Origin of the sequence: Caballeronia sp. BCC1704, from assembly GCF_902833455.1 — a bacterium.
Taxonomy (GTDB): Bacteria; Pseudomonadota; Gammaproteobacteria; order Burkholderiales; family Burkholderiaceae; genus Caballeronia.
The window spans coordinates 593,759-619,731 of sequence record NZ_CADFFT010000001.1 but is presented as its reverse complement, the minus strand read 5'-3'; the positions used below and the strand labels follow the sequence as shown (position 1 = coordinate 619,731).

Here is a 25,973-nt window from a genome sequence, read left to right as displayed (position 1 = left end):
GGAAGGCGCCATCACGCTGAAACGACGTCGCGTGCGGGAAGCGCGGCGCGGCCGGGACGGCTGGAAGAGATTCGAAAGTTTAGCATGACGAGCAGGAGCAGCAGGATCGCGGCCCCGCCGTTATGGGCGACGGCAATAGGCAGCGGCCATTGCAGCACGATGTTCGACATGCCGGTCAAGAACTGGATGACGATGACCGCGAGCACGCCGTTCGCCGGCTTGCGCAGCGATTCGAAGCGGCGCAATCTCGCGGCCAGCCACAGCAGATACAGCACGACGACGACCGCGAACGTGCGATGCGTCCAGTGGATCGCGACGAGCGCGTCCTGCGAGATCACATCGCCTTCGCCCGTCATGCCGAGCGCGCGCCACAGGTGAAAGCCGTGTTCGAAGTTCATCGGCGGAATCCATTGGCCGTTGCAAAGTGGAAAGTCCGTGCAGGCCAGTACAGCATAGTTCGTGCTCACCCAGCCGCCGAGCGCGATTTGCACCACGAGCAACGCGAGGCCGAAGAGCGCGGCCGGCATCCAGCGCGCGGCTGCGGGATCGAGCGACGGAATCGGCGTCTGGCGTGCCGCGAGCCAGCCGAGCGCGCCGAGCAGCGCGAGTCCGAGCAGCAAATGCGTCGTGACGATGACCGGTTGCAGCTTCAACGTGACGGTCCACGCGCCGAACGCGCCTTGCAGGCAGATCAGCAGCAGGATGCCGGTGGGCCACCACGGCGACACGTGCAGCGGACGACGCTTGATGCGCGCCGTCCACGCAATGATGACCTGCGCGATGATCAGCACGCCGATCGCCATCGCGAAGTAGCGGTGCAGCATTTCGATCCACGCCTTGACCATGCTGACCGGGCCGGTGGGCATCGCCTGATATGCGGCAGCAATCTGCGCGTGCGCGATGAACGGCGACGACGTGCCGTAGCAGCCCGGCCAGTCCGGGCAGCCGAGGCCGGAATCGGTCAGGCGCGTAAAGCCGCCGAACATGATCAGATCGAGCGTCAGAAACGTGGTCAGCCAGACGAGCTTGCGGAACTTGTTGTCATCGGCTTTTACCCAGACGAAGGACAGCGGCAGCAGCGCAATGCACAAGCCGATCATCCCCAATTGCAATACATAACTCATGTTTCACCTTCAACCCGCGTGTTAGCCGATCCGCGACCACTTCAGCAGCTTCGCCAGATCCGCGTTGATCTTCTTGGGATCGGGGTTCTTCGGGAAGCGCATCATCAGATTGCCGTTCGGGTCCACCAGATAGATGTGGTCCGTGATGCTGCCGCCGTCAGCGACCGGCAGCCAGTCCGCGACCGCGCGCGGATCGGCGATCAGCATGCGCGTGTCCGGCTGCGGATACGCCGTCTTGATGACGTCGGCCACGGGCTTGTCATCCGTGCGCAGCCAGACGTTGACCACGCGCTCGCGTTCCGCCGATTGCAGCACGCGCACTTGCCGCATGTAATAGAGGCGCGTGACGCATTGCTCGTCGCAAGCGCTGCCGTTGACCGTGATCATCAGCCACTTGCCTTCGAGTGACTTGAGCGGCATGGCCTGCCCTTTCTCGTCGGTGACGACGAGTTGCGAAGGAATCGGCCGCTGCGGATCGATCAGCGCGCCATAGCTCGATGTGCCGCCCGCAGGCTTGAACACGTAGTACATGAGATACGAAGCGATGACCGGCGCCGCGCAGACGAGCGCGAGCAGCACGAGCATCCAGCGCCCGCTGATCCACGATCCTTTCGGGGGCGTGCGGGGCTTGTCGGCAGTCGTGGGACGTTGAGATGGCATCAAGAATTCGGTGAGAGTTGAGTCACGCCTGGCCGGCGGCTTCGTCGTCGGGGTCGTCTACGACACGCGTGTCGTCTTTCTTCGCGGCGCGGCGGGCCGCATACAGCCCGAAGCCCACGGCGGCGGCGGCCATGCCCCACCACTGGAGCATGTAGCCGTAATTGCGCTCGACGCCCATCGTCGGCGCGGGCCAGTCGCGCACGAGCCGGTCGTGCGTGTCGTTCGTCTGCTGGATCACGAACGGCTGAAACGCGAGCCCGGTTTCGGCGGCATAGGCCGGAATGCTGAGATTCTGGCGAATCTGCTGGTGCCCGGCCGACCCGCCCGTTCCCAGTTCGAACGCCTGCGACGGATTGGCGCGGGCAATGCCTTCGACGTCGACGACGCCCTTCGGCGTCTCGTACGGCTCGATGCCCGTGCGATCAGCCAGATTGCGCGGCAGCCATCCACGATTGACGAGCACGTAGCCGCCGCCCTCGAGTTTAAGCGGCATCACGACATAAAAGCCCGGCTGGTCGTTATATGGACGATTATCGAGATAGACGACGCGCTCCGGCATGAACTCGCCGCGCGCCTGCACCCGGTGGAATTCGACGGATTGCAGCGGAATCGGATCGACGCCCACGCGCGTGGCCGGCGCATTCGCGAAGGCCGTGATGCGCGCGTTGAGCGCCTCTTTCTGATGCGCGCGGTCGCGCTGCCAGAATCCGAGGCGCACCGTCACGGCAACGACGATCAAGATGACGAGCGTGGGCCAGAAGCGAATCTTCATGACCGCAGCCGCCGCGCGACGGCGCGCGCCGCCGCGCGGCGCGATCCGTCGAGTGAGATAATGAGATGACTCGTTTCCATACTGCTCGATGCGTTATCCGGGCAAGTTGAGCAACTTTGCCGGCTGGTTTATGCACATTATCGTCGCCATCGCTTTCATCCTCATTCTCGGCAGCCTCGCCTCGGCGCTGTACTTCATGATGACCGACCGCGGCAAGACCAAGCGGATGGTGTGGTCGCTCGCCATGCGCGTCGGGCTGTCCATCTCGCTCTTCCTGTTCATCCTGTTCGCTCACTGGATGGGCTGGATTCAGTCGACGGGCATTCCCCTCGGACGATAACCCGCCGCGAAGGTTCGCAAGAACGAGGCGTATTGTCGCGGCAACGTCGCGAAACAAAACAAAACGCCGCCCTCGAACGTCAGGGCGGCGTGCTTGCGCGGCGGGCCTTGAGCCCGCGGAGACGCGCAGTTACAGCCAGTAGACGACGACGTACAACCCGAGCCACACGACGTCCACGAAGTGCCAGTACCACGCGGCGCCTTCGAACGCGAAGTGATGCTCTGGCGTGAAGTGTCCGCGAATCAGCCGGACCATCACCACAGCCAGCATCGTGCCGCCCAGGAACACGTGGAAGCCGTGGAAGCCCGTGAGCAGGAAGAACGTCGAGCCGTACACGCCGGATGCGAGCGTCAGGTTCAGTTCGTTGTACGCGTGGAAGTATTCGTAGCCCTGGCAGAACAGGAAGATGACGCCGAGCAGCACGGTCGCGGCGAGCCAGCCGATCGCCTTCTTGCGATGATCTTCCCGCAGCGCGTGGTGCGCCACCGTCAGCGTCGCGCCGGACGAAAGCAGCAGCGCCGTGTTGATGGTCGGCAGGGGCCACGGCACCATCGCGCGGAAATGCGGAACCAGCGCGGCGGGACCGTTGTTCGGCCACACGGCGGAGAAGTCCGGCCAGATCAGCTTGTAGTCGAGGCTGCCCAATTCGTGCAGCGCGATGGCGCGCGCGTAAAACAGCGCGCCGAAGAACGCGCCGAAGAACATGACTTCGGAGAAGATGAACCAGCTCATGCTCCAGCGGTACGACACATCCACGCGCTTGCCGTACATGCCGCCTTCGGATTCCGAGATCGCGTCGCCGAACCAGTGCCACAGCACGAACAGCAAAAACAGCAGGCCGAGCAGCGTGCCGAACGGCGCCAAGGAATGCCCGTTGACCCACGCCGCCAGCGACGACAGCATTACCAGCAAGCCGCACGCAGCCATGATCGGATGCCGTGACGGATGCGGCACGAAATAGTACGGGCTCTCGTTTTGACCGCTCATCGTTGATTCTCCACTTCGATCCAGTTGCTTGAATTATTTTGCCGCAGCGCCGTTCGGCGCGAGCGCGCTTTGGGTTGCCCTACCGAACCACCGCGCGCACGATCACCAGCAGCACGACGATGAAAAGCGCAGCACCAATCACGCCAGCCGCGATCAGATGCAGCGGATTCAGCTGCGCGGCGTCGTTTTCCAGGTCGGCCCGCCGCCGCACGCCGAAGAACGACCAGAACACGGCCTTCACCAGCTTCACGAACCCGCCGCCCTTCTGCGTCCGTCCGTTCATGATGTTCACGTTCCCTTCGCGACCGTCTTCGGCGCGTCGAGTTCGAAGAACGTGTACGACAGCGTGATGGTCTTCACGTCCTTCGGCAGCTTCGGATCGACGACGAACACCACCGGCATGCGCTTCGTCTCGTTCGGCGCGAGCGTCTGCTGGGTGAAACAGAAGCATTCGATCTTCTTGAAATACTCGGTGGCCTGCTTCGGCGCGTAGCTCGGAATGGCCTGCGCCTTCACCGTGCGCCCCTGCTCGTTCGTCACCTGATACATCACCGTCATCACTTCGCCGGGGTGGATGTCGAGATTCGACTGCTCCGGCTTGAACTGCAGCGGCCCGCGCGCATTCGCATCGAATTCGATGGACACGGTGCGGCTGGCATCGACCTGCGTGTTCTTCGCCTCGCGCGCGCCGACATCGCGCTGCACGAGATTGTTGATGCCCGTGATCTGGCAGATCGCGCGGTACATCGGCACGAGCGCGAAGCCGAAGCCGAACATCATCGCCGCGACGACGAACAACTTGAGCAGCATCGACCGGTTGAACGAGCGGTCGATATGAGAATCTTCCTGCTGAGTGGACACGTTAGCCTCGCGACAACAGGTATTGCCTGACGACGATACCCAGAAAAAAGACGGCGGCGATCAGCACCATGATGAAACCGAGCCGCTTGTTGCCCGCGCGGATGTCCTCGCGGGAGCGTCTTTTTTGTGGATTCGGGGCCATGCGTTTCTTGCTCGGGAGTCTGTGAGGCTTCGCGCGGAAGCCTCACAGAACGGAGAGACGACTTATTCAACGGTCGGCGGGTTCTCGAACGTATGGAACGGCGCCGGGCTCGGCACGGTCCATTCGAGTCCTTCCGCGCCATCCCACGGCTTGTCGCTGGCCTTTTCATGCTCGCCGCCGCCGCGATACGTCGGCAGCGCGACCGCGAACAGGAAGTACACCTGCGCGAGACCGAAACCGAACGCGCCGATGGTCGCGATCTGGTTGAAGTCCGTGAACTGCGCCGGGTAGTCCGCATAGCGGCGCGGCATGCCCGCGAGACCCAGGAAGTGCATCGGGAAGAACGTGATGTTGAAGAAGATCATCGACGCCCAGAAGTGGATCTTCCCGCGCATTTCGTTGTACATCCAGCCGGTCCACTTCGGCGACCAGTAGTACCAGCCCGCGAACAGCGCAAACAGCGAACCGGCCACCAGCACGTAGTGGAAGTGCGCGACCACGTAGTACGTGCCGTGCATCTGGATGTCGAGCGGGGCCATCGAAAGGATCAGGCCCGTGAAGCCGCCCATCGTGAACACGAACAGGAAGCCGATCGCGAAGAGCATCGGCGTTTCGAAGGTCAGCGCGCCGCGCCACATCGTCGCGACCCAGTTGAACACCTTCACGCCCGTCGGCACGGCGATCAGCATCGTCGCGTACATGAAGAACAGCTGGCCCGTCACCGGCATGCCGGTGGCGAACATGTGGTGCGCCCACACCATGAACGAGAGAATCGCGATCGACGCGGTCGCGTACACCATCGAGCTATAGCCGAAGAGCGGCTTGCGCGAGAACGCCGGGATCACCTGCGACACGATCCCGAACGCCGGCAAGATCATGATGTACACCTCGGGGTGGCCGAAGAACCAGAAGATGTGCTGGTACATGACCGGATCGCCGCCGCCCGCCGCGTTGAAGAACGACGTGCCGAAGTGACGGTCGAACAGCACCATCGTGATGGCGCCTGCCAGAACCGGCATCACGGCGATCAGCAGGTACGCGGTGATGAGCCACGTCCACGCGAACATCGGCATCTTCATGAGCGTCATGCCCGGCGCGCGCATGTTCAGGATGGTCACGACGATGTTGATGCCGCCCATGATCGACGACGCGCCCATGATGTGGACGGCGAAAATCGCGAAGTCCATGCCGGGGCCCATCTGCGTCGAGAGCGGCGCGTACAGCGTCCAGCCCGCGGCGGTCGCGCCGCCCGGCACGAAGAACGAGCCGACGAGCAGCACGGCCGCGACCGGCAGCAGCCAGAAGCTGAAGTTGTTCATGCGCGCGAACGCCATGTCCGATGCGCCGATCTGCAGCGGCACCATCCAGTTCGCGAAGCCGACGAACGCCGGCATGATCGCGCCGAACACCATGATGAGGCCGTGCATGGTGGTCAGCTGATTGAAGAACTCGGGGCGCATGATCTGCAGGCCCGGTTCGAACAGCTCGGCGCGAATGCCGAGCGCCATCACGCCCCCGGAGAGGAACATGATGAACGAGAACAGCAGATACAAGGTACCGATGTCCTTGTGGTTGGTGGCGAAAAGCCACCGGCGCCAACCATGCGGCGTTTCGTGCGCATGGTCGTCGTGCGCGTGGTCGTGACCCGCGACTACATCGTGTCCGATGCTAGACATGACAATCATCTCCTAAAGCGAATACTCGAGGCACTTGGCGTTGCCCGCGTGCTTCTCCGTTGCCTTGAGCGAAGGAGAAACGCACGCGCGACATGTCAAGCAGCCGGACTGATTTCTACGCGGCGTGCTTCTTTCGCATCCGTGCCGCCCGTGACCGACTCGGGCTTCTTCAACACGATGCGTTCTTCCGAGACACCGGCCGCCTTGAGCGCGTCGCGAACGGCTTGCGCGCGCTTCTTGGCGAGGTCCGCGTTGAGGTCGGCGCCGCCGGTTGCATCCGTGAAGCCGGAAAGCGCGATCTTCGCGTCCGGATGTGCCTTGACGTAAGCGGCGGCCGCCTGCACTGCGTTGTTTGCGTCAGCGGGCAGGTCGCTCTTGCCCGTTTCGAAGTAGATGCTGGCCGGCAGCGCGCCCTGCGCCGACTGCTCGCCAGACGCCGCAGCCGGCGCGCTGGCTTCCGCCGCGCCGCTTGCCGCCGCGCCGCTCGCTGCTTCGCCGCCCGCTGCCGCCGTGTGATCGCCGCCTTCGGGCATCTTGCCGTTGCGCGCGTCCGCGACCTGCTTCGGCTGCAGAACGTCGCCGGTGTGGTTGCCCCACGTGTTGCGTTCGTACGTAACGACCGACGCGATTTCGACGTCGTTCAGCGTCGTCTGCCACGGCGGCATCGCGCCCTTGCCATGCAGCACGATATTCACGTGACCGGCGATCGGACCGTTCGCCACCTTGCTGCCGTCGAGCGCCGGGAACTGGCCCGCGCCCTTGCCGGTCGGCTGGTGGCAGACCGCGCAGTTCGACGCGTAGATCTGCGCGCCGCGCGTCTTCAGCTCGTCCATCGTGTAGGTCTTGTTGGGATCGTCGGCGGAAGAAGCCATTTTCTTCTTCTGCGTGTCGACCCACTTCGCGTAGTCGTCGGTGGACAGCACTTCCACGACGACCGGCATGTACGCGTGCTCCTTGCCGCACAGTTCCGTGCAGAAGCCGCGATACGTGCCCACCTTCTCCGCCTTGAACCACGTGTCGCGCACGAAGCCGGGAATCGCGTCCTGCTTCACGCCGAACGCCGGCACGTACCACGAGTGAACGACGTCGTTCGCGGTGGTGATGATGCGGATCTTCTTGTCGACCGGCACGACGAGCGGGTTGTCGACTTCCTGCAGATACGTATCGGAAATCGGCGTCTGGCCGTTGACCTGGCTGCGCGGCGTGGAGAGCGTCGAGAGGAAGCTGATGCCTTCGCCCGGGCCCTTCACGTAGTCGTAGCCCCACTTCCACTGGTAGCCCGTGACCTTCACGGTCAGATCGGCGTTGGTGGTGTCCTTCATCGCGACGACGGCCTTGGTGGCCGGCAGCGCCATCAGAATGACGATGATGAACGGCACGATCGTCCAGATGATTTCGACCGTGGTGCTTTCATGGAAGTGCGCGGGCTTGAAACCCTTGGACTTGCGATGCTTGACGACCGAATAGAACATCACCCCGAACACGCCGATGAAGATGACGGTACAGATGATGAGCATGAAGATATGGAGGCCGTAGAGCTCCTCGGCGATCTTCGTCACTGGCTGCTGGAAATTGATCTCATTCACAGCGGGACCGCCAGGACTGTCGTTGACCGCCAGGGCTACGCCGGCATTGAGCAGTGCGCCCGCCGCCAGCACGCCCGAGAGGGCTCGCTTGATTGTTTTCATAGCATCCTTACCCAAAATTTCCATTCAAACCCTCGACCCCGTTGCGCATCGCGCCTGCCACACCCGGTTCCTCCTCAAGCGAGGCGCCTCAGTGACGCCTGCAGTTCGGCAGCAAATTGTTTGCGACGATGCTGTGCAAGGTGTTGTCCGACTTTCACCGATTGCCCGCGCGATACGATCGTGAGCGGTTCCCTCGGCGTCGCGCCCGTTTCGACCCGCACCCAGCGCGGATTGAACTCGAAGCGCGTCAATTCTTCGGCGTTCATCTGTTCGATCAACAACCGGTTCTGAAACAGCCGGATTCGTTCGTAATCGACGGCGTGTCGCGCATGAATCAGGAACGCGACCGTCACGACCGTCAACTCGACTCCGGTGAACGGCAGCACCAGCCAGGCGCCGTTCAGAAAAAGCGGCGTCGCGACGGCAAGGGAAAAGAGCGCCAGCGACACATAGAAGCCCACGAACTGACGCGGCGACACCGAGCAGTTGCGTTTCATCAGCCAGTCCTTGATGACCGGCTCAGACTCCGTCAGCGTCTGGCTGACCTGCATCGCTGCCTCCATCCATCCGCACACGCAATCACATACTTTTGCTCGGATTTTGCCCAAATTTGTGTCAGTTCAGGCGACAAACTGACGCATTATAGGCGGGTTGGGTGGCATCCACAAGCAAGGGCGCAAACGTCGCAAAGCCAGATGGCACAAGCCTCTGCGCCGAATTGACGCACCTTTCGGCGTGTCCTTCGCGCGCAAATTTATGACATAACACGCACCCTCTTTACCGCCTCGCCGATCTGCCTCCCGAACTCCTTTCCGACGCGTTAGCGGTTCCTTCTCGGACCGCGTCCGATGTCTTCCAGCCGAACGATCCCATGTCCCTCCGCCGTCGTTCGCGGCACCGCTTTCCACGCGTGACCATAGATCACTTCGAACGTGAGCGGGATGGTGCCGTCGTCGCGGCGCAGCGCTTCGAGCGCCTCGTGCACCGCTTGGCGCAAGGCTTTCGCGTCCGCGCGGGCGCTCGCGGCCTCGCGTTCGAACGGATAGGCGCCCCAGCGCGTGACATCCGCGAGCAGCGATTCGGGCGAACGGTAGGTGATCGTCAGCACTTCCTGATCCATCACCGGAATTTCGAAGCCGCTCTCGACGAGCATGTCGCCCAGATCGTGCATGTCGACGAAGTCGATGGTGTGCGGCATCGGCGCGAGGCCGAGCGTGCGTTCGGCTTCGCGATAGGCCGCTGCCAGCTCGCGAAGCGTGTCCGGCCCGAAGGTGCTGAACATCAGCAAGCCGTTGACTTTGAGCACGCGCTGCCATTCCGGAAACACGAGATCCGGCCGCGAATGCCAGTGCAGCGCGAGGTTCGACCACAGCAATTCGAATGCAGCCGATGCGAACGGCAACGCCGAGAAGTCGGCCTGCGCGAGTTGCGGACCGCGCGCGCCGAACGCTTTGGCGAGCGTGGCCGGCAACAAGCGCCGCCAGCCCGCGCCGCTTTCTGCTTCCGCGGTCTCGGCCGTGCGCGCGCGCGCGAGCATTCCGGAGGAAATATCGACGCCCAGCACCGACGCCTCCGGGAACCGCTCACGCAAGCGCGGCAGGTCCGCGCCCGCGCCGCAGGCCGCATCGAGGACGCGCGCCGGCGCCACCTTGATGTATTCGAGACGCTCGCGCATGCGGTCCGCGATCTCGCGCGGCAGGAACGCGACGTCGTCGAAAGCGGCGGCGCGACGGTCGAAGATCTCGCGCAAACGGCGCGGATCATAGGCCGGTCGGCCAGTTCTGGGAGACGTTGGGGACATGACGATCTGTTCGCGAAGAGTGCGAAGTATACTCGGTCGTCTTGAAATAGGCCCGCCGCAGCCTTCCCGCGTGCCGTTGCAACCGATCACCCGAGCCCGCCTCACGCGCTTTCAGCCATGTACGTCCTCCGCGATTTGCTGCCGTCTTCGGCGCGCGCCTTCGCGGCTCTCGCGAAGCGCGCGTTCGAACTCGCGCTGCCCAACCAGTGCGCGTTATGCGGCAATGTGTCGCAGCAATTGCTGTGCGCCGGCTGCGATGAGCAATACTGGAACGAGCCGCGTTTCCGATGCGCGACCTGCGCGATACCGCTCGCGCCTTCCTATCTCCGACGCGATCGCGATGACACGCGCGCGCACTGCGCCGCGTGCCTCGAGAACCCGCCCGCGTTCAATGACACGCTCGCCATCGCCGACTATCGCGCGCCGCTCGATACACTGGCGGTCGAATTGAAGTTCCGCGTGCGTCTCGCGGCGGGCGCGGAGTTCGCGCGGCACTTGCACGCGATCTTCGAAGACAGCGGCCTGCCGACGCCCGACGTGATCGCGCCGGTACCGCTTTCGCGCAAGCGGCTCGTCGAGCGCGGCTACAACCAGGCGTGGGAAATCGCGCGTCCGCTCGCGCGGCGCCTATGCGTGCCGGCCGATGCGATGCTCGTCGCGCGCACCGTCCACACCGCGCAGCAGTCGCGGCTGGATGCCGAGACGCGCAGGCGCAATGTCGCATCCGCGTTCGTCGTCGGAGGCGATGTTCGCGGCAAACATATCGGCGTCGTGGACGACGTGCTGACATCGGGCGCCACGCTCGATGCCCTCGCCCGCACGCTCAAGCTCGCGGGCGCGCGGCGCGTGACGAACTTCGTCGCGCTGCGCACCCCGAAAGACTAACCCCGTCAGCCAGAAGCACTGCCATCCATGTTCAACGTCGTACTGGTCGAACCCGAAATCCCGCCGAATACCGGCAACGTCATCCGCCTGTGCGCGAACACGGGCGCGCGACTGCATCTGATCGAGCCGCTCGGCTTTCCGCTCGACGACGCGAAGATGCGCCGCGCCGGTCTCGACTATCACGAGTACGCCGAAATGAATGTTCACGCGAACTGGGATGCGTTCATCGCGAAGGAATCGCCCGAGGCCACGCGCATGTTCGCCTTCACGACGCGCGGCTCGACGCCGTTCTTCGATCATGCGTTCAAGCCCGGCGACTGGTTTGTATTTGGCGCGGAGACGCGCGGCCTTTCGGCGGAATTGCTGGAACGCTTTCCGACGGAGCAGCGCGTGCGGCTGCCGATGCGTCCTGGCAATCGCAGTCTGAACTTGTCGAACACGGTGGCGATCGTGACGTTCGAAGCGTGGCGTCAGTCGGGCTTCGAGGGCGGCGCGTGAGCGTCGAGTTCGGCGCGATAGAGCGCGAGCATGTCGTCGCTGAAGCACGCAAAGACGACGTGTTCGATTGAAGGCGCAAGCGGCAACGTCTCGATGACCGTCGACACGGCGATCTTCACCGCGTCCTCGACAGGAAAGCGATAGATGCCGCAGCTAATAGCCGGAAACGCGACGGACGCGCACCGCGCATCGGCGGCGAGTTCGAGCGAACGCCGGTAGCAGTTCGCGAGCAGTTGCGCCTCGTTGCGTTTCCCGCCGCTCCAGCGCGGACCGACGGCGTGAATCACGTACTTGGCGGGAAGATCGTAGGCGCCGGTGATCTTCGCATCGCCGGTTTCGCAGCCGCCGAGCGTTTCGCATTCACGCAAGAGACCTTTGCCGGCCTTGCGATGAATCGCGCCATCGACGCCGCCGCCACCCAGCAGCGATTTGTTCGCCGCGTTGACAATGGCATCGACGTGAAGTGTGGTGATGTCGGCGAGAACGGCTTCGAGCTTCGCCATGCGCGTCTCCGAGAGAAACGTCGCGCTATTCCGCCTTCGAATCGCGGCTGAGCAGCGCCTGCACCGCGTCGCGCGGCGCGACATTTTCGAAGAGCACGCGGCATACCGCGTGCGTGATCGGCATGTCGATTCCGCGGGACTGCGCGAGCGACAACACCGCGCGGGCGCAGCGCACGCCTTCGGCCACATGACCGAGCGCAGCAAGAATCTCGTCGAGCGTGCGGCCGGACGCCAGTTGCACGCCGACCGTGCGGTTGCGCGACAGGTCGCCGGTCGCGGTCAGAATCAGATCGCCCAAGCCGGTGAGGCCGGTGAACGTCTCGGCGCGCCCGCCCAGCGCCACGCCGAGCCGCGACATTTCCGCGAGCCCGCGCGTGATGAGCGCGGCGCGGGCGTTCAGACCAAGGCCGAGGCCATCGGAGATGCCGGTGGCGATCGCGAGCACGTTCTTTACCGCGCCGCCCACTTCGACGCCGATGACGTCGTCGCCCGTATAGATTCGCATGGCGCCGTGATGAAACGCCGCGACGGTCTGCGCGCATAGTTGCGCCGATGCGCTCGCCACCGTCAACGCGACCGGCAGGCCGCGCCCCACTTCCCACGCGAAGCTCGGGCCTGAAAGCGTGCCGTTGCTGCGATGCTCGGCCAGCTCCGCCGCGACGACCTCGTTCGGCAGACATTGCGTGTCCGCCTCGAAGCCTTTGCACAGCCAGACGATATGCGCGGGAACGACGCCGGCCTGCCGCATCGCACGACACAGCGCGCGCAGACCCGCGACGGGCGTGGCGACGACGCAGAGTGCATCAGGCGCGGCGGCATGCGCGAGCGCGACGTCAAGATCCGCTTCGAACGACAGCGCGCGCGGCAATACGACGCCCGCCAGATAGCGCGTGTTTTCGTGCGAAGAAGAGAGAGATTCGATGAGCGCGGCGTCGCGCGCCCAAAGCAGGGTGTCGTGCCGCGTCGCGAGGTGGCCCGCCAATGCGGTGCCCCACGCGCCGGCGCCGAGAACGGCTACTTTCATGCTCGGCTCCGGTTCGGCAGAGTCAGTGCGGGTGACGCTCAGTGCGTCGCGCCGTTCGCTGCGCCTTCCTGCGCGCTCGCGAGCTGGGCGATGCGCTGTTCGTACAGCGCCTGGAAGTTGATTTCCGCCAGGTGGATCGGCGGGAAGCCTGCGCGCGTGATCGCGTCGGCGATGTTCGAGCGCAGATACGGGAACAGAATGGTCGGGCACGCAATGCCGACGAGCGGATCGATCTGCTCAGCCGGGATGTTGCGAATGTCGAAGATGCCGGCTTGCTTGGCTTCGATCAGGAACGCGACCTTGTCGGCGACCTTCGCCGTGACCGTGCCCGTGACCAGCACTTCGAAGACGCTTTCCGCGAGACGGTCGGCCTTCACGTCGACTTCGACCTCAACCGACGGCATTTCCTGTTCGAGGAAAATGGCGGGCGAGTTCGGCTGCTCGAGCGACATATCCTTCAGGTAAATGCGCTGGATGTTGAAAAACGGCTGGTTGTTCTCGTCGGACATAGTGATTTCCTAGGTAAATCAATTGCCCGGAGCGTGGCCGGGCAGCGTGTGGTGATGTCAGGCCGACTCGAGCAGCGGCACGAGACCACCCTTGCGGTCGAGCGCCGAAAGATCGTCGTAACCGCCGACGTGCGTGTCGCCGATATAAACCTGCGGCACGGTGCGGCGCCCGGTGCGCTGCATCATCTCCTCGCGGCGCCCCGGCTCACGGTCGATCAGCACCTTCTCGATGGTTTCGACCCCGCGGGACTTTAAAAGACGTTCGGCCATCTGGCAATACGGGCACACTTGCGTGCTGTACATGACGACTTTTTTCACTTGACGGCTCCTTGTTTCACGACCGGCATTCCTGCCTTCTGCCAGGCATCAACCCCGCCTTGCAAGACGTGGACCTCAGCGTAGCCGGCTTCCGACACGGCGCGGCTGGCACGCTGCGACTGTTGGCCGGTCTGGCAGACAAGCACGACCGGATTGCTCTTATTCTTCGCGATCTGGCCGATTTTTGCTTGAAGCTCCGCCGCCTCGATGTTTCGGGCGGACGGCAAATGTCCCTTCGCGAACTCCGCGGCCGGCCGCAAGTCCACGACGACGGCGTTGCGACGGTTGATGAGCGTGGTGGCTTCCGCAGCGGAGACGCCGCCGCGACCGCGTCGCGTGATGGCCGGCCAGAGCAGCAGCGCGCCGGAAACCAGCGCAATGACGATGAGTGCAATATTCGAGTAATCGGTGAAGAACTTCACGTCTAGGGCCGCCGAAAGATAGTGGAGAAGGGAGAAAGAGAAATGAGGGCAATCCGAGCATTATAAAATATCCCTTTCCCGCGATGGCCCTGGCCATCCGGCCGATGGCGGCACTCCACGCGTGAGGGCAGGATGGCGGAGTGCGATCGGGCACCCGATTTCTCAACTGACCGACCTATCAAACATGTACAAGCTAGTGCTCATCCGCCACGGCGAATCGACGTGGAACAAGGAAAACCGCTTCACCGGCTGGGTCGACGTGGATCTCACCGAACAGGGCAACCGCGAGGCTCGTCAGGCAGGCGTGCTGCTGCGCGAGGCCGGCTACACGTTCGACATCGCGTACACGTCGGTGCTCAAGCGCGCCATTCGCACGCTGTGGCACGTGCAGGACGAAATGGACCTGATGTATATCCCGGTCGTCCATTCGTGGCGTCTGAACGAGCGCCACTACGGCGCGCTTGCCGGTCTGAACAAGGCCGAGACCGCGAAAAAGTACGGCGACGAACAGGTTCTCATCTGGCGCCGCAGCTACGACACGCCGCCGCCCGCGCTCGATCCGAACGACGAGCGCGCGTCCTTCAACGATCCGCGCTACGCCAAGGTTCCGCGCGAGCAACTGCCGCTGACCGAATGCCTGAAAGACACGGTCGCGCGCGTGCTGCCGGTGTGGAACGAGTCCATCGCGCCGGCCATAAAGGCAGGCAAGCAGGTGCTGATCGCCGCTCACGGCAACTCCATGCGCGCGCTCGTGAAGTATCTCGACAATATTTCCGACGCGGACATCGTCGGGCTCAACATTCCGAACGGCGTGCCGCTCGTCTATGAACTCGACGAAAACCTGAAGCCGATCAAGCACTACTATCTCGGCGACGCGGACGCCATTGCTGCGGCGCAAGCTGCCGTCGCGAAGCAGGGCAAGGCGGGCTAAAGCGCGCATCAGCGCCGAAGTTGGCGTTGGCGGGCGTCGCCTCGCGGCGCCCGTTTCGCATCCGAACGCCCAGGATGGCGCGTGCCTGACCGCGCGCCGTCGCCGCCGACAGGCGCGTGCGTCGCCCGCAGCGAGCGATAGTTGTCGCGGCGCGCGGCGCCGGGCATTTAAGTTGCGTTTAAGTCGCCTTCGAAAGCGAGCGGGTATACTGACCCGTCACCCACGATGCAGCCCATTCGATTCCGCACGCACTCCTCTATGCGAAAGAACCTGAAAAACTTCAGCCTGATCGCCGCAGGCGTTGCTGTCGGCGCTCTCGCAACTCTGCAGATTTCCGCGTCCGCGCAGCAAGCCGCATCGTCACCGCTTCCGCTCGATCAACTGCGGCTCTTCGCCGAAGTGTTCGGGCAAATCAAGCACGAATACGTCGAGCCCGTCGACGACAAGAAGCTGCTCACCGCCGCGATCAAGGGCATGGTGTCGAGCCTCGATCCGCACTCGTCGTATCTCGACAAGACGGACTACGAAGAGCTTCAGGAACAGACCAAGGGCCGCTTCGCGGGCTTGGGCATCGAGATTTCGTCGGAAGACGGGCTCATCAAGGTGATCTCGCCGATCGAAGACACGCCCGCGTTCCGCGCCGGCATTCGTCCGGGCGACCTCATCACGCGCATCAACGACAAGCCGGTGCGCGGCATGACGCTCGACAAAGCCGTGAAGCAGATGCGCGGCGAACCGGGCACGAAGGTCACGCTCACCATCTTCCGGAAGAGCGACGACCGCACGTTCCCGCTCACCGTCACGCGCGCGTTGATTCGCGTGCAGTCGGTCAAGATGAAGGTGCCGGAGCCGGGTTATGGCTATATCCGCATCACGAGTTTCCAGGAACGCACCGTGCCGGATCTCGCGGCGAAGCTGCAAGACCTCGCGCGTCAGCAGCCGGACCTGAAGGGTATCGTCCTCGACCTGCGCAATAACGGCGGTGGCCTGCTGCAGAGCGCGGTCGGCGTGGCGGGCGCGTTCCTGCCGGATAACGCGGTCGTCGTGTCGACGAATGGACAAATCGCGGACGCCAAGCAGACGTTCCGGGATACCTACGACAACTATCGTCTGCCGTCCTTCGATTCCGATCCGCTGAAGAACGTGCCGGACATCTTCAAGAAGGTGCCGATGGTCGTGCTGACCAACGCGTATTCGGCTTCCGCTTCGGAGATCGTCGCGGGCGCGCTGCAGGATCATCATCGCGCGCTGATCGTCGGCAAGACGACGTTCGGCAAGGGCTCGGTGCAGACGGTTCGTCCGATGACCGCCGACACCGCGCTGCGTCTGACGACGGCGTATTACTACACGCCGAGCGGCAAGTCGATCCAGAATCAGGGCGTGCGCCCGGACGTGCCGGTCGATCAATACGCGGAGGGCGATCCGGACGACGCGCTCGTGACCCGCGAAGTGGATTATTCGAATCACCTCGCGAACACTCAGGATCCGAACGAGAAGAAGGAACAGGAGCAGCGCGAGCAGGATCGTCTGGATCAACTGCGTCTGCTGGAAGAGCAGAACGACAAGAAGACGCCCGAGCAGCGCCGCAAGGACCGCGACCGCAAGCCGGTGGAGTTCGGCAGCAACGACGACTTCATGCTCCAGCAAGCGCTGAACAAGCTGGAAGGCAAGCCGGTCGTCGAGTCGAAGTCGTTCAGCGAACGCAAGCTCGCGCAGAACAAGCCGGCGCGTTCGGCATCGGCGCCGGTGGTGGCTCAGCCGGCATTGCCCGCGACGCCGGGTTCGTCGCCGGCATCGGGCGCGGCGCCGGCTTCGTCGCCTACGGCCCAGCAGTCGAAGTAATCTTGGTCTGGGGCTTCGCGGCGTGAGTGCCGCGAAGCTCGCGCAGCACCCCAAGCCGATGAACGACGACCAACTCCTCCGTTATTCCCGCCATATCCTCGTCGATGAAATCGGCATCGAAGCGCAGCAGCGTTTTCTCGATGCGCACGCGATCATCGTCGGCGCGGGCGGACTGGGCGCGCCGGCGGCGATGTATCTGGCCGCGGCGGGTGTCGGCAAGCTGACGCTCGTCGACGCCGATACCGTCGACCTCACGAACCTCCAGCGGCAGATCGTTCATGCGACGCAATCCGTCGGGCAACCGAAAGTGGAATCCGCGCGACAGACGCTGCACGCGCTGAACCCGGACATCGAAATTCAGGCAGTCAACGCCCGCGCCGACGCGGCGTGGCTGAACGCGAGCGTGCCGCACGCCAGCGTCGTGCTCGATTGCAGCGACAACTTCGCCACGCGGCACGCGATCAACGCCGCGTGCGTCGCGCACGGCGTGCCGCTCGTGTCGGGCGCGGCCTTGCGCTTCGACGGACAAATCAGCACCTTCGACTTTCGCTCTACGGCGTCGCCCTGCTACGCATGCGTGTTTCCGCCGGATCAGGCGTTCGAGGAAGTCGCGTGCTCGACGATGGGCGTGTTCTCGCCGACAGTCGGCATCATCGGCGCGATGCAGGCGGCCGAAGCCCTGCGCGTGATCGGCGGCTTCGGCGAAACGCTCGCGGGCCGGCTGATGATGCTCGACTCGCTGCGCATGGAATGGAACACGATGAAGATCGCGCGGCAGCCGGATTGCCCGGTCTGCGGCACGCGTCATCTATAAAGCTCAGGCTTTCTGCAAACGCGCGAGCGCAGCCTGAAGCTCGGCCGGCTCGTAAGCCGCGAGCACGTCGGCAACCGGCTTCTCCAGCGCCTTTAGATTCGAGCGCAAAATCTCCTGCTTCACGACGAGCAATTGGCTCGGATGCATCGAGAATTCGGTAAGTCCCAGTCCGAGCAGCAGACGCGTGACGGCCGGATCGCCCGCCATTTCGCCGCACACCGAGACCGGCACGCCCGCGCGCTTCGCCTCGCGCAAGGTCAGCGCGATCAGATGCAGCACCGCCGGATGCAGCGGATCGTACAGATGCGCGACGGAGTTGTCCGCGCGGTCGATGGCGAGCGTGTACTGGATCAAATCGTTCGTGCCGATCGACAGGAAATCGAGCCGGCTCAAGAACAGCCGCACCGCGATAGCCGCCGCCGGAATCTCGATCATCGCGCCGATCTGCACCTTGCGGTCGTAGGCAATGCCCGCGTCGTCGAGCTGGCGCTTCGCTTCGCGGATCAAATCGAGCGTCTGATCGATCTCCTGAGCGTGCGCCAGCATCGGAATCAGAATCTTCGTCGGGCCGAACGCCGACGCGCGCAGAATCGCGCGCAGTTGCGTCACGAACATTTGCGGCTCGGACAGGCTCCAGCGAATCGCGCGCAAGCCGAGCGCCGGGTTCGGCGCGGTTTCGTAGCCGTCGCCGCCGGTCATCGAATCGAGCGGCTTGTCCGCGCCCACGTCGATGGTGCGGATCGTCACCGGCTTGCCGTTCATCAGCTCGATCGCGCGCTTGTACGCCTCGAACTGCTCTTCCTCTTCCGGCAGCCGGTCCTTGTGATTCATGAACAGGAATTCGGTGCGGAAGAGGCCGACGCCCATCGCGCCCGCATCGACTGCCACTTGCGCGTCGTCAGGCAATTCGATGTTCGCGCACAGTTCGATCTTCGTCCCGCAAAGCGTCTGCGTCGGCGAAAACTTGAGGCGCTGGAGCTTGCGCTGCTCCAGCAGCTTTTCGCTTTGCCGATACGAATACTCTTCGAGAACGATGGGCGCCGGATCGACGATCACGATGCCGTGATCGCCGTCCACGATGATCAGATCGTTCTGGCGAATCAGCACGCTCGCCTGCTGCACGCCGACCGACGCCGGAATGCCGAGGCTGCGCGCGACGATCGCCGTATGCGACGTGCGCCCGCCGAGATCGGTCACGAAGCCTTTGAACGCCTGCGTCTTGAACTGGAGCATGTCGGCCGGCGCGATATCGTGCGCGACCACGATCATCTCGTTGTGTCCGTTGCTCGCGGCCGTGTGCACGACGAGCGACGCCGCCGTCGGCGCGCCCGCGAGCGCCTTCAGCAAGCGCTCGACGACTTGCTGAATGTCCGCCTTGCGCTCGCGCAGGTATTCGTCTTCGATGTCGTCGAAGAAGCTGCCCAGAATTTCGAGTTGCTCGGTGAGCGCCCACTCGACGTTGTAGCGGCGCGCGCGAATGAGGTCGATGGTTTCCTGCACGAGCATGGCGTCGTTCAGGATCATCATGTGGACGTCGATGAACGCGCCCATTTCGGTGGGCGCGTCGGCGGCGAGGTCTTCCCGCAGTGCTTCGAGTTCCTGGGCTACGGCGGCCTGCGCCGCATGAAAACGCGCGATCTCCGCGTCGATCTGATCCGGCTCGATCAGATAATGAGCGACGTCGAGCGCGGCCGGCGCAATGAGATACGCTCGCCCGATGGCGATGCCTCGTGATACGGGAATTCCATGCAGCGTGAAGGACACGCGCACCTCCTCTAGTTGTGATGTATCCGCGTTTCTCCCAGACCCGCGGCGGGCGCTTGGCCGCACAGGCAATTATAAGTTCGAACTATTCGAAAGTCCCTGCACGGCCTGTCGCGGCGGCAGCGAGCCGATTGCGCCGCGTTACCGCGCCACTGAATGGAGCAGACGCAAAAAAGCCGCGTCGATGCGCGGCTTTTCGTTGCGTGCATGCAGTTCCCGATGAGGCGCTTACTGCCCTTCTCCGAACTTGTCTGCGATCAGGCCGAGTATCGCCTGCATGGCTTCTGCTTCGTCTGGACCTTCGGTTTCGATCGTCACCGTGCTGCCAATGCCCGCTGCCAGCATCATCACGCCCATGATGCTCTTCGCGTTGATGCGGCGGCCGTTGCGACTCATCCAGATCTCGGACTGATAGTTGCCGGCGAGTTGCGTGAGCTTCGCGGATGCCCGCGCATGCAGCCCGAGCTTGTTCACGATGGTTGTTTCTTGTTGCTGCATGATGCTCCGAAACGCGAGTGGATGAGGGAAGCGGCGTCAGTGGCTCGCGGCTTTAGCGGCAGCGAGATCGGCGCTCGCGGAACAGGCGGGATCCGGCGAGCCGGCCACTGTCGTTGCGAGCGCGCAGGGATTGAGCGGCGTGGACGAATCGAGTTCCTGAATGCCCTTCGACCCGCCTTGCAGAATCTTTTCCGTGAGCGTATCGAGCGGCGTGGCGCGATAGCAGACGGCGCGCACGAGCATCGGCAGATTGACGCCCGCGAGCACGCGCACGTCGGCTTCCGCGAGGCTCGCCGCGATGTTGGCGGGCGTCGCGCCGAAGACGTCGGTAAGCACGATCGCGCCGTTGTCTTCCTTCAGGCGGTCGATTTCCGAGCGGGCGAATGCGCGGACCTCGACGGGATCGCAGTCGGCGGTCACGTCGATGACGCCGATGCGCGCGGGCAAGCCGCCGTAGATATGAGCGACGCACTCACGAAGCGCGGTGGCGAATGGTGCGTGCGCGATGATCAGAATGCCAGCCATGTCGGGATTGCTACCTCTGTAGCGACAAAAACGTCAGACATCGCTCGGAAACGCGCGAGCGTCGCGTGTTACAGCCCATATATGCATTCGCCCGGTCGGGAAATCAACCGGCGGCGCGGGCGGCCTTCCCGTCATGCAGGCTTGCAGAAGCTGTTCCAGCCCCAGTTAGCAAGCCGACGGGAAGTCAATTGTAACAGTGCTGGCAGCGAGCGTTTTGCAGTGCGCCAAATGCCCGGATCAGCCGACCGCGCGCTCCAGCGCGTCGATGAACATGCCCGCCACGTCGAAGCCCGTCTGATCCATGATCTCTCGAAAGCACGTGGGGCTCGTCACGTTGACTTCCGTGAGATAGTCGCCGATGGCGTCCAGCCCGGCGAGCAGCAGTCCGCGCGCCTTCAGCACCGGACCGAGCGTTTCGGCAATCTCGCGGTCGCGCGCCGTCAACGGCTGCGCACGGCCGAGCCCGCCCGCCGCGAGATTGCCGCGCACTTCGCTGCCTTGAGGAATGCGTGCGAGCGAATACGGCACGGGCTCGCCGCCGATTACCAGAATGCGCTTGTCGCCCGCCGAAATCTCGGGGATGAACTTCTGCGCCATCACCATGCGCGCGCCGTTCTCGCTCAGCATCTCGATGATCGAACCGAGATTCATGCCGTCCGCCTTCACGCGGAACACGCCCATGCCGCCCATGCCGTCGAGCGGCTTGAGAATGACATCGCCGTGCTCGGCGTGGAATGCGCGCAAACGCGCCGGGTCGCGCGTGACGAGCGTCGGCGCGACGAACTGCGGCCATTCCGCGATGGCGAGCTTCTCCGAATGATCGCGAATGGCCTGCGGCTTGTTGAAGACGCGCGCGCCCGAGCGCTCCGCGATTTCGAGCAGCCAGGTCGCGTTCACGTATTCGAGGTCGAACGGCGGGTCCTTGCGCATGAGCACCGCGCCGAACCTCGCGAGCGGCAGGTTCTCGGACTCCGCCGCCGAAAACCACGGCGAGCGATGGCTGTCCGCTTCGTCGCCGACAATCTCGATGCGACGCACGTTCGCCTCGACCGCGCTGCCCGTCCATGCGAGATGCTGCGGCTCGCACGCGTAGAGCACGTGGCCGCGGCGCGCGGCTTCCGCCATCATCGCGTAGGTCGTGTCCTTGTAGATCTTGAAGTGATCGAGGGGGTCGGCGATAAAAAGAATGTCCATAGTCTTCGCTTGGGTTCACGCGGCCTGCGAGCTTACCGCAAGCCGCGCGCTTACACCTGAATGGCTTCCGGGTCCGTCTTTTCGAGTTCCACCGACGCCGCGAGCAGCCCGAGCCGCGCCACCACGCCGTACATGTAGAAGCGGTTCGGCGGCGCGGCGCCCGGCTTCGCGTGCGCGTCCGGCAGCGCCGTGTGCTCGAAGCCGAGCGGCACGAAGTGCATGCCCGGCGCGTTCAGGTTTTGATCGCGCTCGCGAGAATCGTGCACGCGATAAAAGCCGCCCACGACATACCGGTCGATCATGTACACGACCGGCTCCGCCACCGCGTTCTCCACGCGCTCGAACGTATGCACGCCTTCTTGCACGATCACGTCATGCACTTGCAGGCCGTCCTTCGCGTCGTTCATCTTCGCGCGCTCGCGCTTCGTGAGCGCGGCCACTTCGCTTGCGTCGTGCACGGTCATCACGCCCTTGCCGTAGGTGCCGGCGTCCGCCTTGATGACCACGTACGGCTTTTCGCTGATGCCGTATTCGCGATACTTCTTCGCAATCTTCTTGATGACGCCGTCGATGGCGTCGGCGAGCGCCTCTTCGCCCGTGCGCGCCTCGTAATCCACGCCTTCCACATGCGCGAAATACGGGTTCACCATCCACGGATCGATCTCGACCATCTTCGCGAACTTCTTCGCCACGTCGTCGTAACAGGCGAAGTGCGTCGATTTGCGGCGCACGGCCCAGCCCGCATGCAGCGGCGGCAGCAGATACTGCTCGTGCAGGTTCTCGAGAACCGGTGGAATGCCCGCCGACAGGTCGTTGTTGAGCAGAATCGAGCAGGGATCGAAGTTCTTCAGCCCGAGCCTGCGCGGCGTGCGTTCGAGCGGTTCCAGCACGATCTTCTGGCCGTCGGCGAGCGGAATCGTCACCGGGCCGTGGATGTTTTCATCGAGCGTGCCGAAGCGGACGTTCAGTCCCGCCTGCCGCATGATCGTGGCGAGCCGCGCGACGTTTTCCAGATAGAACGCGTTGCGCGTGTGGCGCTCCGGAATCACGAGCAGATTCTTCGCGTCGGGACAGATCTTCTCGATCGACGCCATGGCCGCTTGCACGGCGAGCGGCAGCACTTCCTGCGGCAGATTGTTGAATCCGCCGGGAAAAAGGTTGGTGTCGACGGGCGCGAGCTTGAACCCTGCGTTACGCAGATCGACGGAACAGTAAAACGGCGGCGTGTGCTCTTGCCATTCGAGACGGAACCACCGTTCGATGGCAGGCGTGGCCTCGAGGATTTTCCGCTCGAGATCGAGCAGAGGGCCACTCAACGCCGTAACTAAGTGCGGGACCATTGATTTCTCGCGGACAGCTTTGCACGGGACCGGAGCGTTACGCCCGGCCGATAGAAGACCAAAGATTGTAGAGCAATTGTTTTGCCTAATTGGGGATGAGCCGCCAATTACCAAGGTCTCATGCGCCCCGTCAGGCAATGCAAGACGATCCTCAATGGACGAAACCCGGACGCGCAGTGTTTATTCCGCTTCAAACGAAAAAAACCCGCCATGAAGGCGGGCCAAGTCGCTGCGCTCGTTCTTGTAGCCGCAGCGCGCGCGATCGATACGCGCACGCTTGCGGCACATTCGTCATTCGACGTGTTCGCCGTGCAGCGTCACGTCGAGACCTTCGCGTTCCTGTTCTTCCGTGACGCGCAGGCCCATGGTCATGTCGATGATCTTCAGCAGGACAAAGCTGACGACGCCCGAGTAGATCAGCGTGACGAGCACGCCCTTCGCCTGCACGAGCACCGAGCCGTCGAACCCGCCGATGTCCTTCACCGCGAACACGCCCGTCAGCAGCGCGCCGATGATCCCGCCCACGCCGTGCACGCCGAACGCGTCGAGCGAGTCGTCGTAGTTGAACTTGTGCTTGAGCCACGTCGCCGACCAGAAGCAGACCACGCCCGCGACGATGCCGATCACGATCGCGCCCGGCACGCCGACGAAGCCCGATGCAGGCGTCACGGCCACGAGACCCGCCACCGCGCCCGAAATGATGCCGAGCACCGACGGCTTGCCCTTCGTGAGCCACTCCGCGAACATCCAGCCAAACGCGGCGAAGGCGGTCGCGATTTGCGTGGTGAGCATCGCGAAGCCGGCACGGCCGTCAGCCGCGACCGCCGAACCCGCGTTGAAGCCGAACCAGCCGACCCACAGCATCGACGCGCCGATCAGCGAGAGCACGAGGTTGTGCGGCGCCATCACTTCGCGGCCATAGCCGACGCGCTTGCCGAGCACGAGACAGCACATCAGACCCGCGATACCCGCGTTGATGTGCACCACCGTGCCGCCCGCGAAGTCGAGCACGCCTGCCGTCGCCAGCCAGCCGGTCGGTTCCCAGACCATGTGCGCGATAGGCGAGTAGACGATGAGCGACCACAGCGCCATGAACACGAGCATCGCGGAGAACTTCATGCGGTCCGCGAACGCGCCGGTGATGAGCGCGGGCGTGATGATCGCGAACGTCAACTGGAACGCGAAGTAGACCGACTCCGGAATCGTCGAGGCGAGATGGCTGACGGTGAGCGTCGTCGCCTTGTCGCCCTTGATGTAGGCCATGCCGTGCAGGAACACGCGCGAGAAGCCGCCGATGAACGACCCGCCCGGCGTGAACGCGATGCTGTAGCCCACCACCGTCCAGAGGATCGTCACGAGACAGCAGATCGCGAAGCTCTGCATGACCGTCGCGAGCACGTTCTTCTTGCGCACCATGCCCGCGTAGAAGAGTGCGAGACCGGGGATCGTCATGAACAGCACCAGCGCGACGGAGGTCAGCATCCACGCGGTGTCGCCGGAGCTGATCTTGGATGAATCGACCGAGAACGGCTCGGTCGGCGCGGCAGGCGCAGCTTCAGACGCGCCCGATGCGGCAGCGGCCGCTTCTGCCGACGAAGCCATCGCCGTGTTCGCGCTGGCAGGCGCGCTTGCCGCCGAAGCGGCGTCGGATGCGCTCGCCGCAGCGGCGTCGGACGCGGGTGCCGAGGCGGCGACCGGAGCGGACGCGTCCTCTGCGAGTGCGGTGCCGACATTCGCGCCGATCAGCGCGCCCGCCACCATCAATGACATCAAAAAGTTGCGCATTCTTCTGGTTCCTCTTATCGCCGATTTTTCTTAGAGCGCGTCCGCGCCGGTCTCGCCGGTACGAATGCGAATCACCTGTTCGATTGCGGTGACGAAGATCTTGCCGTCGCCGATCTTGCCCGTGCGGGCCGCGCGTTCGACGGCTTCGATTGCCTGATCCACGATGTCGTCCGAAACGGCTGCCTCGATCTTCACCTTCGGCAGGAAGTCGACGACGTACTCCGCGCCGCGATACAGCTCGGTGTGCCCCTTCTGGCGGCCGAAGCCCTTCACTTCCGTGACGGTGATACCCGAAACGCCGATGGCCGAAAGCGCCTCGCGCGCTTCGTCGAGCTTGAACGGCTTGATGATTGCGGTGATGAGTTTCATGTGTCCCTCGCTGTGGTTGCCTGATCCTTCCGCCTGCCGTTCCGCTGAGAACGCGTTGAGAAAAGGTCGCGCCACTTATGCAACTCGTATGCCAACCGAGTATCGGCAAGGCTTTCAGCGATATTGCGTCGGACAGCACCGCGCCCCTCTGCCGAACGGCTAACGCGCGCGGCGTGCGCTGGCGCAGGGGCCGGTTCATTGCTAGAGTGGTCGCGAGGTCCGCAAAAAGGGCATGGACGGCCAACGCAGCCGCGAGCCGGCGCTAAAATCGCGTCGCCTGTGAGATGTCCCCGGCGTGCGTTCGCGGAGCACGCGCGCGCACCAACATCGACCATTCGATGTTTCGGGGCACTGACCTAACAATGAATGCACTTTATTTGTGCAGAAGGGAGAAACGATGAAGCAGCCCAACGACGTGTTCAACGACCTGCAGCAGAAGATGAGCGAGCTTTTCAAGAACTCGCCCGCGAAGGACGTCGAAAGAAACATGAAGGCGATGCTTTCTCAAGGCTTCTCGAAGCTCGATCTCGTCACGCGCGAAGAATTCGATACGCAGACGCAAGTGCTCGTGCGCACGCGCGCGCGGCTCGAAGAACTGGAAAAGCGCGTCGCGCAACTGGAGCAGCGGATGACAAGCACCGGCGCGGCGCAAGACTAAGCCCGCTGTTTCTCTGGTACCCGGCCGGCGAGCCGTGAAGTTC

General features: G+C 63.7%; 30 protein-coding genes. 7 read left to right on the top strand and 23 right to left on the bottom strand.

Annotation, left to right across the window (positions count from 1 at the left end):
• Window positions 1-11: 11 nt before the first annotated feature.
• Genes HWX53_RS02910 through HWX53_RS02900 form a run of 3 tightly spaced genes read right to left on the bottom strand, consistent with a single transcriptional unit; the run spans window position 12 to window position 2,556 of the window.
• Window positions 12-1,124: a COX15/CtaA family protein gene (locus HWX53_RS02910; RefSeq protein WP_175939260.1), complete on the bottom strand. Its 1,113-nt coding sequence runs from the start codon at window positions 1,122-1,124 to the stop codon at window positions 12-14.
• A 21-nt stretch (window positions 1,125-1,145) separates the two neighbouring features.
• Window positions 1,146-1,784 (bottom strand): cytochrome C oxidase subunit I, encoded by a 639-nt coding sequence (locus tag HWX53_RS02905; RefSeq protein ID WP_175939258.1) that lies wholly within the window; start codon window positions 1,782-1,784, stop codon window positions 1,146-1,148.
• A 22-nt stretch (window positions 1,785-1,806) separates the two neighbouring features.
• Window positions 1,807-2,556, bottom strand: coding sequence for an SURF1 family protein (locus tag HWX53_RS02900; protein ID WP_175939256.1), 750 nt, complete (start codon window positions 2,554-2,556; stop codon window positions 1,807-1,809).
• A 130-nt stretch (window positions 2,557-2,686) separates the two neighbouring features.
• On the opposite strand from HWX53_RS02900, the gene HWX53_RS02895 reads away from it, so the two are divergent.
• Window positions 2,687-2,896, top strand: a complete 210-nt coding sequence (locus tag HWX53_RS02895) for a twin transmembrane helix small protein (protein WP_175939254.1) — start codon at window positions 2,687-2,689, stop codon at window positions 2,894-2,896.
• A gap of 129 nt (window positions 2,897-3,025) precedes the next feature.
• Here HWX53_RS02895 and HWX53_RS02890 read toward each other — a convergent pair whose 3' ends face one another.
• From HWX53_RS02890 to HWX53_RS02855, 8 genes are all read right to left on the bottom strand, one after another.
• Window positions 3,026-3,883: a cytochrome c oxidase subunit 3 gene (locus HWX53_RS02890; RefSeq protein ID WP_175939252.1), complete on the bottom strand. Its 858-nt coding sequence runs from the start codon at window positions 3,881-3,883 to the stop codon at window positions 3,026-3,028.
• Window positions 3,884-3,962: 79 nt separating this feature from the next.
• Window positions 3,963-4,166, bottom strand: a complete 204-nt coding sequence (locus HWX53_RS02885) for a DUF2970 domain-containing protein (RefSeq protein ID WP_175939251.1) — start codon at window positions 4,164-4,166, stop codon at window positions 3,963-3,965.
• A 5-nt stretch (window positions 4,167-4,171) separates the two neighbouring features.
• The gene (locus HWX53_RS02880; protein WP_175939249.1) at window positions 4,172-4,744 is read right to left on the bottom strand and encodes a cytochrome c oxidase assembly protein; all 573 of its coding nucleotides are present in this window, start codon (window positions 4,742-4,744) and stop codon (window positions 4,172-4,174) included.
• 1 nt (window position 4,745) lies between these two features.
• Window positions 4,746-4,886, bottom strand: coding sequence for a cytochrome oxidase small assembly protein (locus tag HWX53_RS02875; RefSeq protein ID WP_175939247.1), 141 nt, complete (start codon window positions 4,884-4,886; stop codon window positions 4,746-4,748).
• A 62-nt stretch (window positions 4,887-4,948) separates the two neighbouring features.
• On the bottom strand, window positions 4,949-6,562 hold the full coding sequence (gene ctaD, locus HWX53_RS02870; RefSeq protein ID WP_175939245.1) for a cytochrome c oxidase subunit I: 1,614 nt from the start codon (window positions 6,560-6,562) through the stop codon (window positions 4,949-4,951).
• A gap of 95 nt (window positions 6,563-6,657) precedes the next feature.
• Window positions 6,658-8,274: a cytochrome c oxidase subunit II gene (gene coxB / locus HWX53_RS02865; protein WP_175939244.1), complete on the bottom strand. Its 1,617-nt coding sequence runs from the start codon at window positions 8,272-8,274 to the stop codon at window positions 6,658-6,660.
• Between the two features lie 50 nt (window positions 8,275-8,324).
• Window positions 8,325-8,801, bottom strand: a complete 477-nt coding sequence (locus HWX53_RS02860; RefSeq protein WP_175939242.1) for a DUF2244 domain-containing protein — start codon at window positions 8,799-8,801, stop codon at window positions 8,325-8,327.
• Window positions 8,802-9,070: 269 nt separating this feature from the next.
• Window positions 9,071-10,051 (bottom strand): methyltransferase domain-containing protein, encoded by a 981-nt coding sequence (locus tag HWX53_RS02855; RefSeq protein WP_175939241.1) that lies wholly within the window; start codon window positions 10,049-10,051, stop codon window positions 9,071-9,073.
• Window positions 10,052-10,168: 117 nt separating this feature from the next.
• On the opposite strand from HWX53_RS02855, the gene HWX53_RS02850 reads away from it, so the two are divergent.
• Both HWX53_RS02850 and trmL read left to right on the top strand, forming a co-directional pair.
• Window positions 10,169-10,936: a ComF family protein gene (locus HWX53_RS02850; RefSeq protein ID WP_175939239.1), complete on the top strand. Its 768-nt coding sequence runs from the start codon at window positions 10,169-10,171 to the stop codon at window positions 10,934-10,936.
• 27 nt (window positions 10,937-10,963) lie between these two features.
• Window positions 10,964-11,434, top strand: coding sequence for a tRNA (uridine(34)/cytosine(34)/5-carboxymethylaminomethyluridine(34)-2'-O)-methyltransferase TrmL (gene trmL, locus HWX53_RS02845; RefSeq protein WP_175939237.1), 471 nt, complete (start codon window positions 10,964-10,966; stop codon window positions 11,432-11,434).
• On the opposite strand, the gene HWX53_RS02840 is transcribed toward trmL, so the two are convergent.
• From HWX53_RS02840 to HWX53_RS02820, 5 genes are read right to left on the bottom strand one after another with little or no spacing between them, the layout of a single operon-like run.
• Window positions 11,407-11,937 carry an O-acetyl-ADP-ribose deacetylase gene (locus HWX53_RS02840; protein WP_175939235.1) on the bottom strand — a complete coding sequence of 177 codons (531 nt, stop codon included), beginning with the start codon at window positions 11,935-11,937 and terminating at the stop codon, window positions 11,407-11,409. The genes trmL and HWX53_RS02840 overlap by 28 nt on opposite strands.
• 25 nt (window positions 11,938-11,962) lie before the next feature.
• Window positions 11,963-12,961: an NAD(P)H-dependent glycerol-3-phosphate dehydrogenase gene (locus HWX53_RS02835; RefSeq protein ID WP_175939233.1), complete on the bottom strand. Its 999-nt coding sequence runs from the start codon at window positions 12,959-12,961 to the stop codon at window positions 11,963-11,965.
• Window positions 12,962-12,999: 38 nt separating this feature from the next.
• Entirely contained in the window at window positions 13,000-13,470 is a 471-nt protein-coding gene (secB, locus tag HWX53_RS02830) for a protein-export chaperone SecB (protein WP_175939231.1), read from the bottom strand.
• Between the two features lie 57 nt (window positions 13,471-13,527).
• Window positions 13,528-13,788: a glutaredoxin 3 gene (gene grxC / locus HWX53_RS02825; protein ID WP_175939229.1), complete on the bottom strand. Its 261-nt coding sequence runs from the start codon at window positions 13,786-13,788 to the stop codon at window positions 13,528-13,530.
• Entirely contained in the window at window positions 13,785-14,210 is a 426-nt protein-coding gene (locus HWX53_RS02820) for a rhodanese-like domain-containing protein (protein WP_175939227.1), read from the bottom strand. Before HWX53_RS02820 ends, grxC begins: the two co-directional genes overlap by 4 nt.
• 184 nt (window positions 14,211-14,394) lie before the next feature.
• On the opposite strand from HWX53_RS02820, the gene gpmA reads away from it, so the two are divergent.
• From gpmA to moeB, 3 genes are all read left to right on the top strand, one after another.
• The gene (gene gpmA / locus HWX53_RS02815) at window positions 14,395-15,141 is read left to right on the top strand and encodes a 2,3-diphosphoglycerate-dependent phosphoglycerate mutase (protein ID WP_175939225.1); all 747 of its coding nucleotides are present in this window, start codon (window positions 14,395-14,397) and stop codon (window positions 15,139-15,141) included.
• Window positions 15,142-15,399: 258 nt separating this feature from the next.
• A complete protein-coding gene (locus tag HWX53_RS02810) occupies window positions 15,400-16,983 on the top strand; it encodes a S41 family peptidase (RefSeq protein ID WP_175939223.1) in 1,584 nt (527 codons plus the stop codon).
• A gap of 58 nt (window positions 16,984-17,041) precedes the next feature.
• A complete protein-coding gene (gene moeB, locus HWX53_RS02805; RefSeq protein ID WP_175939222.1) occupies window positions 17,042-17,797 on the top strand; it encodes a molybdopterin-synthase adenylyltransferase MoeB in 756 nt (251 codons plus the stop codon).
• Window positions 17,798-17,800: 3 nt separating this feature from the next.
• Here moeB and ptsP read toward each other — a convergent pair whose 3' ends face one another.
• From ptsP to HWX53_RS02770, 7 genes are all read right to left on the bottom strand, one after another.
• Window positions 17,801-19,561: a phosphoenolpyruvate--protein phosphotransferase gene (ptsP, locus tag HWX53_RS02800; protein ID WP_175939220.1), complete on the bottom strand. Its 1,761-nt coding sequence runs from the start codon at window positions 19,559-19,561 to the stop codon at window positions 17,801-17,803.
• Window positions 19,562-19,789: 228 nt separating this feature from the next.
• Complete coding sequence (locus HWX53_RS02795; RefSeq protein ID WP_159835102.1) at window positions 19,790-20,059, bottom strand: HPr family phosphocarrier protein; 270 nt, start codon at window positions 20,057-20,059, stop codon at window positions 19,790-19,792.
• A 36-nt stretch (window positions 20,060-20,095) separates the two neighbouring features.
• Window positions 20,096-20,584: a PTS sugar transporter subunit IIB gene (locus tag HWX53_RS02790; protein WP_175939218.1), complete on the bottom strand. Its 489-nt coding sequence runs from the start codon at window positions 20,582-20,584 to the stop codon at window positions 20,096-20,098.
• A 237-nt stretch (window positions 20,585-20,821) separates the two neighbouring features.
• Window positions 20,822-21,778 carry a glutathione synthase gene (gene gshB / locus HWX53_RS02785; protein ID WP_175939216.1) on the bottom strand — a complete coding sequence of 319 codons (957 nt, stop codon included), beginning with the start codon at window positions 21,776-21,778 and terminating at the stop codon, window positions 20,822-20,824.
• Between the two features lie 50 nt (window positions 21,779-21,828).
• On the bottom strand, window positions 21,829-23,118 hold the full coding sequence (gshA, locus tag HWX53_RS02780) for a glutamate--cysteine ligase (RefSeq protein ID WP_175939214.1): 1,290 nt from the start codon (window positions 23,116-23,118) through the stop codon (window positions 21,829-21,831).
• A gap of 291 nt (window positions 23,119-23,409) precedes the next feature.
• Window positions 23,410-24,903 carry an ammonium transporter gene (locus tag HWX53_RS02775; RefSeq protein WP_175939212.1) on the bottom strand — a complete coding sequence of 498 codons (1,494 nt, stop codon included), beginning with the start codon at window positions 24,901-24,903 and terminating at the stop codon, window positions 23,410-23,412.
• A gap of 30 nt (window positions 24,904-24,933) precedes the next feature.
• Entirely contained in the window at window positions 24,934-25,272 is a 339-nt protein-coding gene (locus HWX53_RS02770) for a P-II family nitrogen regulator (RefSeq protein ID WP_014190273.1), read from the bottom strand.
• A 397-nt stretch (window positions 25,273-25,669) separates the two neighbouring features.
• Between HWX53_RS02770 and HWX53_RS02765 the strand changes: the two genes are divergently transcribed.
• Complete coding sequence (locus tag HWX53_RS02765; RefSeq protein WP_175939211.1) at window positions 25,670-25,930, top strand: accessory factor UbiK family protein; 261 nt, start codon at window positions 25,670-25,672, stop codon at window positions 25,928-25,930.
• Window positions 25,931-25,973: the final 43 nt, after the last annotated feature.

Excerpts from the sequence above, each read along its gene's own strand:
- HWX53_RS02875 (WP_175939247.1), bottom strand. The coding sequence starts at position 4,886 with ATGGCCCCGAATCCACAAAAAAGACGCTCCCGCGAGGACATCCGCGCG.
- HWX53_RS02885 (WP_175939251.1), bottom strand. The coding sequence starts at position 4,166 with ATGAACGGACGGACGCAGAAGGGCGGCGGGTTCGTGAAGCTGGTGAAG.
- ctaD (WP_175939245.1), bottom strand. The coding sequence starts at position 6,562 with ATGTCTAGCATCGGACACGATGTAGTCGCGGGTCACGACCACGCGCAC.
- gpmA (WP_175939225.1), top strand. The coding sequence starts at position 14,395 with ATGTACAAGCTAGTGCTCATCCGCCACGGCGAATCGACGTGGAACAAG.
- HWX53_RS02795 (WP_159835102.1), bottom strand. The coding sequence starts at position 20,059 with ATGCAGCAACAAGAAACAACCATCGTGAACAAGCTCGGGCTGCATGCG.
- coxB (WP_175939244.1), bottom strand. The coding sequence starts at position 8,274 with ATGGAAATTTTGGGTAAGGATGCTATGAAAACAATCAAGCGAGCCCTC.
- trmL (WP_175939237.1), top strand. The coding sequence starts at position 10,964 with ATGTTCAACGTCGTACTGGTCGAACCCGAAATCCCGCCGAATACCGGC.
- HWX53_RS02835 (WP_175939233.1), bottom strand. The coding sequence starts at position 12,961 with ATGAAAGTAGCCGTTCTCGGCGCCGGCGCGTGGGGCACCGCATTGGCG.
- gshB (WP_175939216.1), bottom strand. The coding sequence starts at position 21,778 with ATGGACATTCTTTTTATCGCCGACCCCCTCGATCACTTCAAGATCTAC.
- HWX53_RS02900 (WP_175939256.1), bottom strand. The coding sequence starts at position 2,556 with ATGAAGATTCGCTTCTGGCCCACGCTCGTCATCTTGATCGTCGTTGCC.
- HWX53_RS02810 (WP_175939223.1), top strand. The coding sequence starts at position 15,400 with ATGCGAAAGAACCTGAAAAACTTCAGCCTGATCGCCGCAGGCGTTGCT.
- HWX53_RS02910 (WP_175939260.1), bottom strand. The coding sequence starts at position 1,124 with ATGAGTTATGTATTGCAATTGGGGATGATCGGCTTGTGCATTGCGCTG.
- HWX53_RS02860 (WP_175939242.1), bottom strand. The coding sequence starts at position 8,801 with ATGCAGGTCAGCCAGACGCTGACGGAGTCTGAGCCGGTCATCAAGGAC.
- HWX53_RS02850 (WP_175939239.1), top strand. The coding sequence starts at position 10,169 with ATGTACGTCCTCCGCGATTTGCTGCCGTCTTCGGCGCGCGCCTTCGCG.
- HWX53_RS02790 (WP_175939218.1), bottom strand. The coding sequence starts at position 20,584 with ATGGCTGGCATTCTGATCATCGCGCACGCACCATTCGCCACCGCGCTT.
- HWX53_RS02905 (WP_175939258.1), bottom strand. The coding sequence starts at position 1,784 with ATGCCATCTCAACGTCCCACGACTGCCGACAAGCCCCGCACGCCCCCG.
- HWX53_RS02855 (WP_175939241.1), bottom strand. The coding sequence starts at position 10,051 with ATGTCCCCAACGTCTCCCAGAACTGGCCGACCGGCCTATGATCCGCGC.
- HWX53_RS02895 (WP_175939254.1), top strand. The coding sequence starts at position 2,687 with ATGCACATTATCGTCGCCATCGCTTTCATCCTCATTCTCGGCAGCCTC.
- HWX53_RS02840 (WP_175939235.1), bottom strand. The coding sequence starts at position 11,937 with ATGGCGAAGCTCGAAGCCGTTCTCGCCGACATCACCACACTTCACGTC.
- HWX53_RS02775 (WP_175939212.1), bottom strand. The coding sequence starts at position 24,903 with ATGCGCAACTTTTTGATGTCATTGATGGTGGCGGGCGCGCTGATCGGC.
- gshA (WP_175939214.1), bottom strand. The coding sequence starts at position 23,118 with ATGGTCCCGCACTTAGTTACGGCGTTGAGTGGCCCTCTGCTCGATCTC.
- HWX53_RS02765 (WP_175939211.1), top strand. The coding sequence starts at position 25,670 with ATGAAGCAGCCCAACGACGTGTTCAACGACCTGCAGCAGAAGATGAGC.
- moeB (WP_175939222.1), top strand. The coding sequence starts at position 17,042 with ATGAACGACGACCAACTCCTCCGTTATTCCCGCCATATCCTCGTCGAT.
- HWX53_RS02770 (WP_014190273.1), bottom strand. The coding sequence starts at position 25,272 with ATGAAACTCATCACCGCAATCATCAAGCCGTTCAAGCTCGACGAAGCG.
- secB (WP_175939231.1), bottom strand. The coding sequence starts at position 13,470 with ATGTCCGACGAGAACAACCAGCCGTTTTTCAACATCCAGCGCATTTAC.
- HWX53_RS02890 (WP_175939252.1), bottom strand. The coding sequence starts at position 3,883 with ATGAGCGGTCAAAACGAGAGCCCGTACTATTTCGTGCCGCATCCGTCA.